The following is a 14,250-nucleotide window of genomic DNA, read 5'->3' on the forward strand; positions in this document are numbered from 1 at the left end:
GCCCTCCTTAGGCGGGCGCTATGGTGGCAGGCAAGCGCGCGATTGTGTCACGCACAATCGCCGTGCTCACAGGGGCCGGGCGCGCTGCACGATGCCCGCCAGATCGGCCCAGATCGGCAGATGATCCGATGCCTTGCGGGCCAGCGGCGTATCGAGCACGCCCATATGCACCACCCGGATCTGCGGGCAGGTCACCAGCCGGTCGAGCCGCCCGAAGGGCGCGCGCGCCGGATAGCTTGGCCCCGGCGCGTGCACGTGGAACCCGGTCAGCACCTCGAAGCCGCGCTTGGCCGACCATTCGTTGAAATCCCCGATCGCCAGAGCCGGGTGGGGCGCATGATGGCGCAACTCCTGCGCGAGGCGTCTCCATTGCGCGCGCCGGTCCATACGACGCAGGCCCAGATGCGCGCCGATCACCGTGAAGGGCGCGCCCGAGTCGATCGCCACCTGCACCGACAGCGCGCCACGCGGCTCCAGCCCCGGCAGTGCGATACCGCCCACGCCCAGCACCCGCGCGCCGCGTTTGACCAGCACCGCCTGCCCATGCCAGCCCAGACTGTCCGGCCCCGTGCGCGGCTGCTCGATCACCTCGAAATCGGTTTCGTCCTCGATCATCCGGGCGGGCAGGGTAGCCGGTCGCGCACCCATCCGGCGGTCGACCTCTTGCAGCGCGACCACATCCGCGCCGAGCGCATTGATCACGTCAAGCACCCGGCCCGGATCGCGCCGACCATCACTGCCCACGCATTTATGCAGATTGTAAGAGGCGATACGGATCGTCATGCCCTTGGTATAGCCATCTCGCGCGCCGCTTGCACCCCGGCTTGCACGCGCTAGTTTGATCCCATGCGGATCGGATCGCTTTTCAACAACCTACGTCAGCAACCCCGCCTCGTGCAGGCGATCTGGGCGGTGCTTGCGCTTGAATTCTGCGCGGCCCTGTTCGAGCGCCAATGGCCGCTCGCCGGGGTGGCGCTTGCGACCTTCTTGCTCACGCTGATCCCGCGCTATGTGACCTCGCGGATCGGTCTGGCCTTGCCGACCCCGATGATCGTGGCGATCACCCTGTTCATCTTTGCGACGATCTTCCTTGGCGAGGCTTTCGATTACTACAACCGCTTCTGGTGGTGGGACATTGCGCTCCATGGCGGCTCGGCGATCGGGTTCGGTCTCTTGGGGTTCCTCTTTGTCTTCACCTTGTTCGAGGGCGACCGTTACGCCGCGCCGCATTGGGCGCTTGCGCTGATCGCGTTTTGTGTGGCGGTCACCATCGGCGTGCTCTGGGAGATTTTCGAGTTCGGTATGGATCAGCTCTTTGGCATGAACATGCAGAAATCCGGGCTGATGGACACGATGGGCGACCTGATCGTCGATGTGATCGGCGCCTCGCTCGGTGCGCTGGCAGGGTGGGCCTATCTGGTCGGGCGCGGCCCCGGCTTTACCCGCAACCTGTTCGAGCAATTTGTCGCCAAGAACCGCCGCCTCTATCGCAAGTTCCGCGACCGCGACTAGATCAGGTCCCGCAAAAGGTGCGCTCGACAATCTCGGCGGCTTTGGGCGCGGCCTCCAGATCGGCGAATTCGGGCGCGGGGTCATAGGGCGCGGCAAGCCCCGCCATCAGGTGCTCGAAGGGGTCCATGTCGCCCGCGACGGCCGCCTCGATCATCTGCTCGATCCGGTGATTGCGTGGGATGCGCACCGGATTGGCGCGCGCCATGACGCCTTGCGCATCTGTCTCTCCCGCAAGACGCGCGTGCCACTTGATCTCCCATTGATCGAAGGCGGCAGGCTCGGTGAATTCGTCCCGCGCGCGCCCTGTCGATAGCCCTCGGAAACTGCGGGTGAAATCCGCCCGCTCTACGGCCATCCGACCCAGCAGGTCCTCGATCAATGCACGGTCATCGTCGGTCGGGTTGGCCAGCCCGATCTTCGCCCCGAACCGGCGCAGCCAGGCCGCCTGAAACGCCGGCGCAAAGCCATGCACGGCCTCGGTCGCAGCCTCGATGGCGGCCTCGCGTTCGCCCATCAACGGCAAAAGGCATGTCGCAAGCTGCGCCAGATTCCACGCCGCGATTTGCGGTTGCGCGGCATAGGCGTAACGGCCCCATTGGTCGATCGAGGAAAACACTGTCTGCGGGTGATAGGCATCCATGAAGGCGCAGGGGCCATAGTCGATGGTCTCGCCCGAAATCGCCATGTTGTCGGTATTCATCACCCCGTGAATGAACCCGACCGAAAGCCAGCCCGCGATCAGCTCGGCCTGGGCCGCGACCACCGCCCGTAACAGCCCTAACGGCCCCTCGGCCTGTGGATAGTGACGTGCAATCGCATGATCGCATAACAGGCGCAGCGCCTCGTCGTCGTCGCGGGCTGCGAAATACTGGAAGGTGCCGATGCGGATATGGCTGGCGGCCACGCGGGTCAGCACCGCGCCCGGACGGGCGAACCCGTCCCGGACGACCCGTTCCCCTGTCGCCACCGCCGCCAGCGCCCGCGTGCTCGGCAGTCCAAGCGCCGCCATCGCTTCCGAGACGACATATTCCCGCAGCACAGGCCCAAGCCATGCCTTGCCATCGCCCCGGCGCGAAAACGGTGTCTGCCCGGCCCCTTTGAGCTGTAGATCGAACCGCGCCCCTTCAGGGGTCACGACCTCGCCCAACAAAACCGCCCGCCCGTCGCCGAGCTGCGGGACCCAGCCACCGAACTGATGCCCGGCATAGGCCTGCGCGATCGGATCGGCCCCATCCGGCATCCAGTTGCCCGCGAGCATCGCGCGCCCGGCCTCGCTTTGTAGCCAGTCCGCATCGATCCCAAGCTGCTGCGTGAGCCGGCTGTTCGCCGCCAAAAGGCGCGGCTCCGGCACCGCCGCCGGTGCAACCCGGGCAAAGAACCGCTCGGGCAGGCGCGCGTAGCTGTTGTCAAATTCGATCATTCGATGTCTCCCACTGCGCCAGATAGGGCGCCGCGCCGCCCCGCCAATCCCCTCACGCTGCCGAAAATATCCCGGGGGGCTTCGGCAGGAGCGGGGGCAGCGCCCCCTCGGCCCTCAGAGCCGCGCGATCCGCTCGGTCAGAAGCGCGTAGAACCCTTCCGCATCGACATCGCCCATGAACATCGCATTGGCCGGACGGTCGGTGACGCGCCACCAATCGGCAACCGTCATGCCCAAGGTGAGCTCTGAGCCGGTCTCGATCTCGACATTGACGTGACGCCCCGAGAACAGCCCCGGCTGCAACAGATAGGCGATCACGCAAGGGTCATGCAGCGGCGCGCCTTGCGAGCCATATTTGGCCATGTCGTAGCGCTCGAAGAAATCGGTCCAACTGGCCACCGCATGGCCGACACGGGTGCCAAGGGCGCGCAGGGTCTCGATGCGCGGACGGGTGGTCAGCACCTGATGCGTGACGTCGAGCGGCATCACTACCAGCGGCACGCCGGATTTGAACACGATATCAGCGGCTTGCGGATCGACATAAATGTTGAATTCCGCAGCCGGGGTGACGTTGCCAACCTCGAAATAGGCCCCGCCCATCAGCACGATCTCGGCGATTTTCGGCACGATGTCGGGCGCGCGTTCCATGGCGGTGGCGATATTCGTCAGCGGCCCCAGCGGGCAGAGCGTGACAGCTCCCTCGGGCTCGGCTCGTAGCGTCTCGATGAGGAAATCGACCGCGTGTTGCTCGTCCAGCGCCATGCGTGGTTCGGGCAGTTCGATCCCGTCGAGCCCGGTCTTGCCATGCACATATTCCGCCGTCACCAGATCCCGCGCCATCGGCCGGTCGCATCCGGCAAAGACGCGCATATCGGCGCGCCCCGCCAATTCGCAGACCTTGCGCGCGTTCAGCGCGGTCAGCGTGAGCGGCACGTTGCCCGCGACGCAGGTGATCCCCAGAACCTCCAGTTCGGGGCTGGCCAGTGCCAGCAGGATCGCCACCGCATCGTCTTGTCCGGGGTCCGTGTCGATGATGATCTTGCGTGCCATGCGGGTCTCCTGCGTGCGGGTTTGGCGCGACTGTCGCAGCGCGCGGCAAAGTTGTCCAGAACCGCAATCCTGTCCAATCATGGCCACAATTGAGGGATAGTTTCTGATTCAAGAACAGGGAAAACCCTGAGAGCACAGACGGAGGCAAGGATGGGCAGGTCCGAGCATCACATCGTTCTTTCGACGCCTGCGTCGAGCGGGCTGAGCGGTCCGGTCCTGCGGGCGTTGAGCACCGCGCGCGAGGCGCTGGAGGCCGCGGGGTATGGCACGGTGGCGCCTGGGCCAGAACCGCGTGCGCAGCTTCATGTCGATGAGACGATTGCCGGACGCCCTGCCTCGGGGCTTGCTGATTTCTTCTCGCTCGCCGCGCCGCGCGCGCAGGATTTTGGGGCGCGGCTTGGCGGTCCGGTCGGCCGGATCGTGCTGCCGGTCATGCCCTATGATCTGCTCTATCCCAAGCTTTGGCGCCAGCAGGCGCAGCGCGTGGCGATGCCCGATTTTGCCCAGATCGCGCCGGAACTGGCCGGGCGCTCGCGCGGCTGGGTGGCGCTCGCGCAGGACATTCTCGCGGCCTTCGCCCCGCGAGAGCTGATCGTGCTGCCGATGCCGCAGGGAGCCGACGAAATCCTTGCCGCGCTTCTGCCCGATCTTGCGCTGACGGTCGGGGCAGGGGCTGCGCGCCCCGCCATGCCCGACACCGCGATTGCCATGATGCAGCGGTTCCACCGGGCGGGCCTTGCGCTGCCTGCACGCCAGATCGCGCGCCTTGTGCAGTTCCATGCCCGCCAGCCACAGCCCGCGCCGCTGGCCGCATTTGACGCGCTTGACGCTGCGCGGTTGCGCAAGCGATATCAGGCCGATCTGTCGCAACTGGCGGCACTGCCGGGGCTGCGTATCGCGCAAGAGACCTGCCTGCCGCTGGCGGCGGAGTGATCCCCTGAAACGCGAAAGGCGCCCCGGTGACCGGGACGCCTCGTCATGCGTTGGGCAGGGCGGCTGCCCGGTCGCATAAGACTGAAATTAGCCGTCGAAATTCACCGCTTCGATCAGCTTGAGCGCCGCGGGGCGCATCTTGGCCACATCCACGAGACCAAGGCTGTCGGGCGTGAACTCACCCCAGCTTTGCACCAGCTCCGAACGCGCCACGCCGTCCTTCACGGGGAATTCGTGGTTGGTTTCGGCATAGATCGCCTGCGCCGCGTCCGACACAAGGAATTCCATCAGCTGCATCGCCGCCGCCTTGTTCGGTGCGGCCTTGGTCATCGCCACGCCCGAGATGTTCATATGCGTGCCGTCGCCCTCGAAGACCGGGAACACGATGCGCACCGAGTCCGCCCATTCCTTCTGCTCGGGATCGGCGATCATCTGGCCCATGTAATAGGTGTTCCCCAGCGAGATATCGCACTCGCCCGCCCAGATCGACTTGACCTGGCTGCGGTCATTGCCCTCGGGCTTTTTCGCGAGGTTCGCCTTGACCCCTTCGAGCCAGGTGCGGGTCGCTTCCTCGCCGTGATGCGCCATATAGGCGGCGGTGAGGGCGACATTGTAATCGCTGGTGAAGGAGCGGGTGCAGATGCGGCCCTGCCATTTCGGATCGGCCAGATCCTCGTAGGAGGTCACCTCGCCATCGGCCACGCGATCTTTCGAGGCATAGACGATCCGCGCACGGGTCGTCAGGCCGAACCAGTGATTGTCGGGGTCGCGGAAGGCATCCGGGATGATCGAGATCAGCGCCTCGTCCTCGACCGGCTGGGTCACGCCGGCTTCGACGACCTGCTGAAGCCGCGCGATGTCGACCGTCATCACCAGATCGGCGGGGGAGCGGGCGCCCTCGGCCTGAAGCCGTTCGACCATGCCCTTGTCGACAAAGGCCACGTTCACGTTGATCCCGGTCTTTTCAGTGAAGGCGTCAAACAACGGCTGCACCAGCTCGGGCTGACGGTGGGAATAGACGTTGACCTCATCGGCCAGCGCGGGCGCAGCGGCCAGCGTTGTGGTCAGGGCGAGGAACAGGCGCGTTTTCATTGTCGACTCCTTTTGTCGGAATTTGAGCGTTCTATACGAGGCGACTCGGGGTCGGTCAATACCTGAGTGAAGCAATCGGAAATAAAAAGCCCGCCCCGGTGTTGGGGGCGGGCCTCATGTCGCGCGGGGCCGCATCGTCAGGCGTTTTCTGCCATCTCCAGCTTCTCCAGCGCCTCCATCCACAGCGCTTCGGCCCGGTCCATCGCCTCGCGCGCCTCCCCATGTTTGAGCAGCCACTTGTCGCGCTCAGCCGCGCGTGTGGCTTCGTAAAGCCCCGGGTCGGCCAGCTTTTCATTAAGCTTTTCAAGCATCTCGGAGAGCTTGTTCACGCGCTCCTCGCATTTGCGCACCTCCGCACGGAGCGCAAGGAGCGCGTCGCGCGACGGGCGCGCGGGCTTGTCCTTGGGTTTCGCGGGGGCCGGTTTCTCGGCCGGATCACCCGCCAGCAATTCGGCGCGGTAGGCCGCCAGATCGCGCTCATAGGGCGCGACCGAGCCGCCCTTGACCAACCACAGCCGATCCGCCACCAGCGAGAGCAGGTGCATGTCGTGGCTGACAAGGATCACGGCGCCGGTATAGGCGGTCAGCGCTTCGACCAGCGCCTCGCGGCTTTCGATATCGAGGTGGTTGGTCGGTTCGTCGAGGATCAAAAGATGCGGCGCGTCGAGCGTTGCCAGCAAGAGCGACAGCCGGGCCTTTTGCCCGCCCGAAAGCTGCCCGACCGGGGTTTCAGCCTGATCCGCGCCCAGTCCAAAGCCCGCCAGACGCGCGCGCAGGCGAGGTTGGCCCTCATCCGGGCGCTGGCGTTGCAGATGCGCGAGCGGCGTTTCGGCCAGCTCCAGCTCATCGACCTGATGCTGTGCGAAATAGCCGATCCGCAGCTTGGAAGACCGGGTGATCCGCCCTTCGCATGGTTTAAGTTTGTCGGCCAGCAGCTTGGAAAGTGTGGATTTCCCTTCGCCATTTCGGCCCAAAAGCGCGATCCTGTCGTCCTGGTCGATCCGCAGGCTCAGCCGCTTCAGAACGGGCGGGCCATCATACCCCACGGCGCAGCCTTCCATCGAGATGATCGGCGGCGAGAGTTGCTCGGGCTCAGGGAAGGTGAAGACCTGCTTGGCGGCCTCTTCGGGCGCGGTGATCGGCACCATCTTTTCGAGCATCTTGACCCGCGCCTGCGCCTGCGCGGCCTTGGTGGCCTTGGCTTTGAACCGGTCCACGAAGCTTTGCAGATGGGCGCGCCGTGCGTCTTGCTTCTTGGCTTCGGCGGCCTGCGCCTCGCGTTGGAGCGCGCGGGTGCGGGCGAAGGTGTCATAGCCGCCCTGATAGAGCGTCAACTTGCGCCCTTCGAGATGCAGGATCGCGCCCACGGCGCGGTTCAACAGGTCGCGGTCGTGGCTGATGATGACGACCGTATGCGGATATTTCGCCAGATATTGCTCCAGCCAAAGTGCGCCTTCGAGGTCGAGATAGTTGGTCGGTTCGTCCAAGAGCAGCAGATCGGGCTGCGCGAACAGCACGCCGGCCAGCGCCACGCGCATCCGCCAGCCGCCCGAGAAGTCGCTGCAAGGGCGGCGCTGTGCCTCGCTGTCAAAGCCCAGCCCCTTGAGGATCGCGCTCGCGCGCCCCTCGGCGGACCAGGCGTCGATATCGGCCAAGCGGGTCTGGATCTCGGCAATGCGGTGCGGGTCGCTGGCGCTTTCGGCCTCGGCCAGAAGGGCCGCGCGTTCGGTATCCGCGGCCAGCACCGTATCCAGAAGGCTCGTCGAGGAAGACGGCACCTCTTGGGCCACGCCGCCGACGCGGGCGCGGGCGGGCAGGTCGATTTCGCCGGTTTCGAGCGCCAGCTCGCCCCGGATCAGCCGGAAGAGCGTGGTTTTCCCCGCGCCGTTCGCGCCGACAAGGCCCACCTTGTGGCCGGTGGGAATGGTGGCCGAGGCGCCCTCCAGAAGGGGGCGTCCGCCGATCGAATAGGTGATGTCCGAGATCCGCAGCATGATGCGCCCGGCTTGCCCGAGGGGCGCGGGGCCGTCAAGCGGGGTTTCAGTCGAAAAGCCCGGTCATCAGCTCGGCGTCATAGCTGTGAAAGCCCACGAGCGGCTGATCGCCCTCTTCGGTGAAGACAAAGACGTGGAAGGCATCGTTGAACAGCGCGACGCGGCAAAACCGCCCCTCGGCCATGAGATCGAGCGGGCAGACGGCGAGATCGGTATGCGGCACAGACGCTTCGAACATCTCATAGGTGAAGGGCAGGGCGGCGGGGCTGGTCAGGCCGTCTTCATCCGCGAGGGACGGGAGGGCGAACAGCAGGGCGACGAAAGAGGTCAGAATCGGGCGCATGGGGGTCTCCTGTATTTCCGAGTGAAACTATAGGGTATTTGGGGGCCTGTCATGGTGCATTTGGTCGCAGCATGCGGCGCAGAAATGCTCCGCTTGCGCTAACGATGCGCTGCGCGCGGGGCTTTTCTTTGGCCGGGCCGCGTGCTAGCAGGCGCCAGAAACTTTGTCCGGGCGCCTATGCCCAAGACTTCATCAGGAAAGGGCTGTCCCATGGCCATCGAACGCACGCTGAGCATCATCAAACCCGATGCCACCAACCGCAACCTGACCGGCAAGATCAATGCCAAATTCGAAGAAGCGGGCCTGCGCATCGTCGCGCAAAAGCGCATCAAGCTTTCGATGGAGCAAGCCGGCAAGTTCTACGAAGTGCACAAAGAGCGTCCCTTCTACGGCGAACTGTGCGAATTCATGGCGTCGGCCCCGGTCGTCGTGCAGGTTCTCGAAGGCGAGTCCGCCATCGCCAAGAACCGTGAAGTGATGGGCGCCACCAACCCGGCCGAAGCCGCAGACGGCACCATCCGCAAGGAATTCGCGCTTTCGGTTGGCGAAAACTCGGTTCACGGCTCGGATGCGCCGGAAACCGCCGCGCAAGAGATCGCCTTCTTCTTCTCGGGTCTCGAACTGGTCGGCTGAGCCTAACGGCGCAACCCCAGACCCAAGGCATCAAGGGCCGCCTCCATCCGGGGGTGGCCCTTTTTCGTGTCTGCGGCGCCGGTCTTTCCGAAGGCTTCGTCCTCGAGCGCGTCGAAACGCAGACGCAGCGCGTCCTTCTCCGCGCCCTTGCAGTCATTCCAGGGGCGACCCTGAAGCGCCATGACCAGCGTGTAATAGGCGATGAAATGCGGACGCACGCCCACGCGGAGCTTGGCCAGATAGGCCGCATCCGCGCCGATCTCGCGCAGGGTCTCGGCGTCGGGAATACCGGCGCGCGCAAGCATTTCGGCCATGGCAGGGCCGATCCCGGAAATCGAGGTCAGGGGCGTAGGCATCGTGGGCTCCGTATCGCAGGAGCCCCGATTATGGGCGCTGGCCGCAGGTCAGGGCAAGCCCGACCGCGCGGCTCAGATTGCGGCCCAGTCCGTGAACTGGGTGCTGCCTTGCTGCTGGGCGGGCGCAGAGGCCTGCCCGTGCTGCTGGCTCGCGCCTTGCTGCGCGGTTTGCTGCGACTGGGCGCTTGGTTGACCCATCTGATGTTGCTGCATGATCTGCCTCATTGATCGCGAACGGCTTCAGGGAAAATCCAAAGCCTGGCGAGAATGCGGCGGCAGATAGTCCTGCGCCCGAAAAACGTCAATCGGGTGCAGATCGGTCACAGATCACATTCGCGGGACCTGTGTTCAGGCTGCCGCATCCGCCTTGCGCGCAGGCGCCGCGCCGCAGATCGGGATCGTCGGCGCGCCGGGCAATTGCAGAAGATTTTCGAGCGCGCGGTTATCCGCGACCAGATCGGCCAGCGTCTTGCGATCGAGTGCGGCATAAAACGAATCGAGCGCCTCGGTCAGCGCCTCACGGAACAGGCAGGCCTCGTGGAGCGGGCAGGTATTGGTCTCCAGATCGAAGCATTCCGCAAAGGGCAACGTCGCCTCGAAGGCGCGCAGCACCTCGCCGACACAGATCTGATCCATCGGCCGGGCCAGCCGCAAGCCGCCGCTGCGCCCGCGCTGCGTGTCGATAAACCCGCGTTGAGCCAAGGTGTTGACCACCTGTGCAAGATGGTTCTCCGACGCGTTGCAGGCGGCCGCGATCTCGTGCTTGCGCACGGTCAACCCCGGATTGACCGCGCAAAACATCAGCACGCGCATGGCAAGGTTGGTTCGGGTTGTCAGTCGCATGGGCCGCTCCTCGTTTGAGGTCTTTTAACGGATCTCCGCCCGAGACGATTTGACCCAGATCAGATATCGCAAATGCATCATTTCGCGCTGTGGTCCGCCGCCGGGACGCGATATATATGCGCAAAACTGAATGTGAAGCCCGGTCCCGCCGGGAAAGGAGCATGACATGACCACTGCCCAAGGCACCCCCGCCGCCATGCCCGAAGCCCATTCCCGGCTCGCGCATTTTCCGATCACCTTCTTCGCCACCACGATGGGGCTGGGCGGGTTCACGCTGGCGCTGCGGGCGGCCTCGGGCGTGATCGGGCTGCCCGCGATCTTCTATCAGGCGGGCTTTGCGCTGACCGTGCTGGTCTTTGCGCTGGTCTGCATCGGCTATCTCTCCAAGGCGCTGCGCCACCCCGGCGCGGTCAAGGGCGAATGGGCCCATCCGGTGCGCCTGTCCTTCTTCCCGACGGTTTCGGTCTCGCTGCTGCTGCTGGCGACCATCACGCTTTCGGTCTCCAAGCCAGCGGCGCTGGCGCTCTGGGTGATCGGCACGGCGCTTCAGGGCACGCTGACCATCGCGGTGGTCACCAACTGGATCGGCACGCGCAGCTTTCAGCACGGCCATCTCAACCCGGCCTGGTTCATCCCGGCGGTGGGCAATGTGATCGTACCGGTCGCGGGCGCACAGCTTGGCTTTACAGAGATCAGCTGGCTGTTCTTTTCGGCGGGGATGATCTTTTGGGTAGTGTTGCTGACGCTGGTCTTCAACCGGCTGGTGTTCCATGACCCGCTGCCCGGCCGCTTGCAGCCGACGCTGGTGATCATGGTGGCGCCGCCCGCCGTGGCCTTCATCGCCTGGCTGCGCCTGACGGCGGTTCCCGGCACCGAGGCGCATGGCGTCGATCCCTTCGGCCATATCCTGCTTTCGCTCGGCTATGTCTTTGCGCTGATCGTCGCGGTGCAGATCCCGCGCATCCTGCGACTTCCCTTTGCGATGTCCTTCTGGGCGCTGAGCTTCCCGCTCGCCGCGCTGACGATTGCGAGCTTCCTCTATGCCGAGATGACAGGATCGGCCTTCCACACCCGGCTGGCGACAGCGCTTCTGATCGGGCTTACGGTGCTGATCGGCGGGCTGCTTGCGCGCACGCTTCTCGGGATCGCGCGCCACGAAATCTGCCAGCCCGAATAAGCCACATTGCTGTGCTTTGCAAAACGGCCCCAGCGGGGGCCGTTTTCTTTTGCTGTTCCCGCTTTCATCAAACCCAAGATACGCCCGCCGGAGGCGCAGCTTTCCCTGCCCATGCGCGCGGCCGCTGGAGACAAAGAAAAGGGCGCAGGTCCGAAGACCCACGCCCCCTTGGGACACAACGTGCCGGGCCGATTACATCGGCGCGGGTTTCGGCGTGGTCGCGGTCGAGACCGGGAAGGTCGGGTGGACCACTTGCGGCTGCTCGCCGGTCAGCGTGCCGAGGAAGGCGGTGATATCGTCGATGGTGCCTTCGTCAAGCTTCTCGCCCAATTGCGATTCCGCCATGATGTCGACGGCCACTTTCAGATCCCACACCTTGCCCGAGTGGAAATAGGGCGCGGTGATCGCGATGTTGCGCAGCGGTGCCGCCCGGAAGACATATTCGTCATCGGCGGTTTCGGTGACCGCAAAGCGCCCACGGTCGCCTTCCGGCAGGATGTCGGCGCCGGGCTTCTCGATCAGGCCGAACGGGTAGTAGCCGTTGCCGCCGAAGTTGATGCCGCTGTGGCAGCTCACGCAGCCGGTGTCGATGAAGGCTTGCAGACCGCGTTTTTCCTGCTCATCCATCGCGCCGTCCTGACCCATCAGGAACTGGTCGAATTTCGAGTTGGGCGTGATCAGCGTGGCCTCGAAGGCTTCGATCGCCTTGGCGAAGTTGTCGAAGGTGACCGGGTCCTCTTCGCCGGGGAAGGAGGCTTTGAACGCATCCACATAGCCCGGCATCGAGGTCAGCGTTGCCACGACCTGCTCGGGGGTGTTGTTCATCTCGACGCCAGCCTGAACCGGGCCTTTGGCTTGCTCGGCGAGGTCGGCGGCGCGGCCGTCCCAGAACTGCGCGATGTTGAACACGGCGTTGAGCATGGTCGGCGCGTTGCGCGGACCGGCCTGCCAGCCGTGGCCCACAGAGGTTTCCAGCCCGTCAACCCCGCCAAGGCCCACGTTGTGGCACGACTGGCACGAGAACAGGCCCGATTTGGACATCCGCGGATCGAAGAAGAGCATTGCGCCCAGATCGACCTTTTCGCGGGTGATGGCTTCACCGCTCGGCAGTGCCGGCGCGTTCATCGGGATTGCCTCGAAATATTCTTTCGCCGCTTCACGCAGCGCCGCATCGTCGGCGAGGGCAGGGGTGGTCAGCATCGTCGTCACAGCGAGCGCAGATGCAAGATACCGTTTCATGGCTTTGTTCCTCCGTAGCTCCGAAAGGTGGAACCCTTCTAAGTTCACGGCGGCGTGAGCGATTTGATCTAGATCAGAACTATTCTAATTCCGGGTGTGACATCTTGTCAGCCGCTAGCGCCGAGAGGTCCGGGACGCGCTTGATTTTTGCTGCGAAGGGGGCGAGCAATATTCCAAAGGGAGGTGCGCATGGCACTCGAAGACGCGAAAAATCAAGTAGATATGGCTTTTACCCGCGAGGACCCGCGCGGGCTGGCCTATGAGAATGCTTTTGCCGGTGCGACTAGCGCCTTTCGGCGGCGCTATACCAAAGACCTCTCGGGTGTCGATCTGGCGATCACGGGACTGCCTTTCGATCAGGCGGTGACGCATCGGCCCGGGGCGCGCTTTGGGCCGCGGGCGATCCGCGAGGCGAGCACGCTTCAGGCGTTCGATGCGCCCTATGGCTGGGGCTATGACCCAATGAGCGCGCTCACCATCGTCGATTATGGCGATATGGCCTTCGATTATGCGAGCACCCGCGAGGTGCCGGGTCGGGTGCAGGCGCATATCGGGGGCATCCTTGCGGCAGGGGCGGGCAGTATCGCGCTTGGCGGCGATCATTTCCTGACGCTGCCGATCCTGCGCGCCTATGCCGAGCGGTTGGGGCCGGTCGCGCTCATTCAGTTCGATGCCCATTCCGACACCTGGGTCGATGACGACCCCGAACGGATCGACCACGGCACGTTTCTTTACAAGGCGATCCGCGAGGGCGTGGTGGCGCCGGAAACGACCGTGTCCGTCGGTATTCGCACTGACAACCCCGATACGATGGGCGTCACGATCCTTGACGCGCCCTTCGTGCATCAGGCGGGCGTCGCGGAGACCGTCGCGCGGATCAAGGCGGTGGTGGGTGCGCGTCCGACCTATATCACCTTCGACATCGACGGGCTCGATCCCGCCTTCGCGCCGGGCACCGGCACGCCCGTCTGGGGTGGGCTGGCGAGTTGGCAGGCGGCAGCGATCCTGCGTGGCCTTGCCGGGATCAACCTTGTCGGGGGCGATGTGGTCGAGGTCTCGCCGCCCTATGACACGACCGGGGCCACGGCGATTGCGGGGGCGCATGTCGCAATGGAGTTGATCGCGCTCTATGGCTGGACGCGGAGGGGGGCATGAAGCTGGCCGTCATCCTTCTGCTGGGGCTGGCGGCTCTGGCTGTGGCGGGGAGTCTTTATGTCCGGCTCGCGCCGCTGCCGATGGCCGACCCTGGGGACCGCGCCCCGCGTTTTCCGCAGTTCGAGGGCGATCCGGGCGGTTTCGGGACCACGCTACGCACCGAAGACCCCGACGCCGCCGCACGGCTCGACGCGGTGATCCGCGCCACCCCACGCACTCGTCTGCTTGAGGGTTCACTGGCCGAGGGGCATCTGCGTTACGTCACGCGCTCGCTGATCTGGGGGTTTCCAGACATTACCGATGTCCTCTTGCGCCCCGGCGAGATCCATATCCACGGCCACCTTGTCTATGGCCGCTCGGACCTGGGCGTGAACCGCAGGCGCATCGAGGGCTGGCTGGCGGCGGTGGGGCTCTAGCTCCGAGGCGGCCCGCTCTGTTGCGCCGAAAGCACGGGCGCGGGCGGGCTTGGGAGCCTGCCTTGTTGGCGGGGGAGCGGCATCTTA

The 14,250-nt window shown here is 65.1% G+C and carries 16 protein-coding genes; 6 read left to right on the forward strand and 10 right to left on the reverse strand.

The window, feature by feature from the left end; genetic code table 11:
* Positions 1-66: 66 nt before the first annotated feature.
* Positions 67-783, reverse strand: a complete 717-nt coding sequence (locus P0X85_RS13325; RefSeq protein ID WP_275814265.1) for an endonuclease/exonuclease/phosphatase family protein — start codon at positions 781-783, stop codon at positions 67-69.
* A gap of 63 nt (positions 784-846) precedes the next feature.
* Here P0X85_RS13325 and P0X85_RS13330 point away from each other — a divergent pair, with 63 nt between their 5' ends.
* A complete protein-coding gene (locus tag P0X85_RS13330; protein WP_275814268.1) occupies positions 847-1,512 on the forward strand; it encodes a DUF2238 domain-containing protein in 666 nt (221 codons plus the stop codon).
* A 1-nt stretch (position 1,513) separates the two neighbouring features.
* Here P0X85_RS13330 and P0X85_RS13335 read toward each other — a convergent pair whose 3' ends face one another.
* On the reverse strand, positions 1,514-2,932 hold the full coding sequence (locus P0X85_RS13335; RefSeq protein ID WP_275814271.1) for a protein adenylyltransferase SelO: 1,419 nt from the start codon (positions 2,930-2,932) through the stop codon (positions 1,514-1,516).
* 114 nt (positions 2,933-3,046) lie between these two features.
* Entirely contained in the window at positions 3,047-3,982 is a 936-nt protein-coding gene (locus P0X85_RS13340; RefSeq protein WP_275814273.1) for a nucleoside hydrolase, read from the reverse strand.
* 150 nt (positions 3,983-4,132) lie between these two features.
* Here P0X85_RS13340 and P0X85_RS13345 point away from each other — a divergent pair, with 150 nt between their 5' ends.
* Complete coding sequence (locus tag P0X85_RS13345) at positions 4,133-4,915, forward strand: hypothetical protein (RefSeq protein ID WP_275814276.1); 783 nt, start codon at positions 4,133-4,135, stop codon at positions 4,913-4,915.
* A gap of 87 nt (positions 4,916-5,002) precedes the next feature.
* Here P0X85_RS13345 and P0X85_RS13350 read toward each other — a convergent pair whose 3' ends face one another.
* From P0X85_RS13350 to P0X85_RS13360, 3 genes are all read right to left on the reverse strand, one after another.
* Entirely contained in the window at positions 5,003-6,007 is a 1,005-nt protein-coding gene (locus P0X85_RS13350) for a Fe(3+) ABC transporter substrate-binding protein (protein ID WP_275814279.1), read from the reverse strand.
* Between the two features lie 137 nt (positions 6,008-6,144).
* Entirely contained in the window at positions 6,145-8,001 is a 1,857-nt protein-coding gene (locus P0X85_RS13355) for an ABC-F family ATP-binding cassette domain-containing protein (RefSeq protein ID WP_275814282.1), read from the reverse strand.
* Between the two features lie 46 nt (positions 8,002-8,047).
* On the reverse strand, positions 8,048-8,344 hold the full coding sequence (locus P0X85_RS13360) for a hypothetical protein (RefSeq protein ID WP_275814285.1): 297 nt from the start codon (positions 8,342-8,344) through the stop codon (positions 8,048-8,050).
* A 210-nt stretch (positions 8,345-8,554) separates the two neighbouring features.
* On the opposite strand from P0X85_RS13360, the gene ndk reads away from it, so the two are divergent.
* Entirely contained in the window at positions 8,555-8,977 is a 423-nt protein-coding gene (gene ndk, locus P0X85_RS13365; protein WP_275814288.1) for a nucleoside-diphosphate kinase, read from the forward strand.
* A 2-nt stretch (positions 8,978-8,979) separates the two neighbouring features.
* On the opposite strand, the gene P0X85_RS13370 is transcribed toward ndk, so the two are convergent.
* From P0X85_RS13370 to P0X85_RS13380, 3 genes are all read right to left on the reverse strand, one after another.
* Entirely contained in the window at positions 8,980-9,333 is a 354-nt protein-coding gene (locus P0X85_RS13370) for a TfoX/Sxy family DNA transformation protein (protein ID WP_275814290.1), read from the reverse strand.
* A gap of 72 nt (positions 9,334-9,405) precedes the next feature.
* Positions 9,406-9,546: a hypothetical protein gene (locus P0X85_RS13375; RefSeq protein WP_275814293.1), complete on the reverse strand. Its 141-nt coding sequence runs from the start codon at positions 9,544-9,546 to the stop codon at positions 9,406-9,408.
* A gap of 135 nt (positions 9,547-9,681) precedes the next feature.
* Positions 9,682-10,176, reverse strand: a complete 495-nt coding sequence (locus P0X85_RS13380; RefSeq protein WP_275814296.1) for an RrF2 family transcriptional regulator — start codon at positions 10,174-10,176, stop codon at positions 9,682-9,684.
* A 166-nt stretch (positions 10,177-10,342) separates the two neighbouring features.
* Between P0X85_RS13380 and P0X85_RS13385 the strand changes: the two genes are divergently transcribed.
* Positions 10,343-11,353 (forward strand): SLAC1 anion channel family protein, encoded by a 1,011-nt coding sequence (locus P0X85_RS13385; protein WP_275814299.1) that lies wholly within the window; start codon positions 10,343-10,345, stop codon positions 11,351-11,353.
* 192 nt (positions 11,354-11,545) lie between these two features.
* On the opposite strand, the gene P0X85_RS13390 is transcribed toward P0X85_RS13385, so the two are convergent.
* Positions 11,546-12,592: a cytochrome-c peroxidase gene (locus tag P0X85_RS13390; protein WP_275814302.1), complete on the reverse strand. Its 1,047-nt coding sequence runs from the start codon at positions 12,590-12,592 to the stop codon at positions 11,546-11,548.
* A gap of 189 nt (positions 12,593-12,781) precedes the next feature.
* On the opposite strand from P0X85_RS13390, the gene speB reads away from it, so the two are divergent.
* The gene (gene speB / locus P0X85_RS13395; protein ID WP_275814305.1) at positions 12,782-13,747 is read left to right on the forward strand and encodes an agmatinase; all 966 of its coding nucleotides are present in this window, start codon (positions 12,782-12,784) and stop codon (positions 13,745-13,747) included.
* Entirely contained in the window at positions 13,744-14,163 is a 420-nt protein-coding gene (locus P0X85_RS13400; protein WP_275814307.1) for a DUF1499 domain-containing protein, read from the forward strand. Before speB ends, P0X85_RS13400 begins: the two co-directional genes overlap by 4 nt.
* Positions 14,164-14,250 lie beyond the last annotated feature (87 nt).

The organism is Pseudothioclava nitratireducens (assembly GCF_029210495.1).
Classification (GTDB): domain Bacteria; phylum Pseudomonadota; class Alphaproteobacteria; order Rhodobacterales; family Rhodobacteraceae; genus Pseudothioclava; species Pseudothioclava nitratireducens.

Coding starts and splice junctions, on each gene's coding strand:
- P0X85_RS13325 (WP_275814265.1), bottom strand. CDS start 783: ATGACGATCCGTATCGCCTCTTACAATCTGCATAAATGCGTGGGCAGT.
- P0X85_RS13330 (WP_275814268.1), top strand. CDS start 847: ATGCGGATCGGATCGCTTTTCAACAACCTACGTCAGCAACCCCGCCTC.
- P0X85_RS13335 (WP_275814271.1), bottom strand. CDS start 2,932: ATGATCGAATTTGACAACAGCTACGCGCGCCTGCCCGAGCGGTTCTTT.
- P0X85_RS13340 (WP_275814273.1), bottom strand. CDS start 3,982: ATGGCACGCAAGATCATCATCGACACGGACCCCGGACAAGACGATGCG.
- P0X85_RS13345 (WP_275814276.1), top strand. CDS start 4,133: ATGGGCAGGTCCGAGCATCACATCGTTCTTTCGACGCCTGCGTCGAGC.
- P0X85_RS13350 (WP_275814279.1), bottom strand. CDS start 6,007: ATGAAAACGCGCCTGTTCCTCGCCCTGACCACAACGCTGGCCGCTGCG.
- P0X85_RS13355 (WP_275814282.1), bottom strand. CDS start 8,001: ATGCTGCGGATCTCGGACATCACCTATTCGATCGGCGGACGCCCCCTT.
- P0X85_RS13360 (WP_275814285.1), bottom strand. CDS start 8,344: ATGCGCCCGATTCTGACCTCTTTCGTCGCCCTGCTGTTCGCCCTCCCG.
- ndk (WP_275814288.1), top strand. CDS start 8,555: ATGGCCATCGAACGCACGCTGAGCATCATCAAACCCGATGCCACCAAC.
- P0X85_RS13370 (WP_275814290.1), bottom strand. CDS start 9,333: ATGCCTACGCCCCTGACCTCGATTTCCGGGATCGGCCCTGCCATGGCC.
- P0X85_RS13375 (WP_275814293.1), bottom strand. CDS start 9,546: ATGCAGCAACATCAGATGGGTCAACCAAGCGCCCAGTCGCAGCAAACC.
- P0X85_RS13380 (WP_275814296.1), bottom strand. CDS start 10,176: ATGCGACTGACAACCCGAACCAACCTTGCCATGCGCGTGCTGATGTTT.
- P0X85_RS13385 (WP_275814299.1), top strand. CDS start 10,343: ATGACCACTGCCCAAGGCACCCCCGCCGCCATGCCCGAAGCCCATTCC.
- P0X85_RS13390 (WP_275814302.1), bottom strand. CDS start 12,592: ATGAAACGGTATCTTGCATCTGCGCTCGCTGTGACGACGATGCTGACC.
- speB (WP_275814305.1), top strand. CDS start 12,782: ATGGCACTCGAAGACGCGAAAAATCAAGTAGATATGGCTTTTACCCGC.
- P0X85_RS13400 (WP_275814307.1), top strand. CDS start 13,744: ATGAAGCTGGCCGTCATCCTTCTGCTGGGGCTGGCGGCTCTGGCTGTG.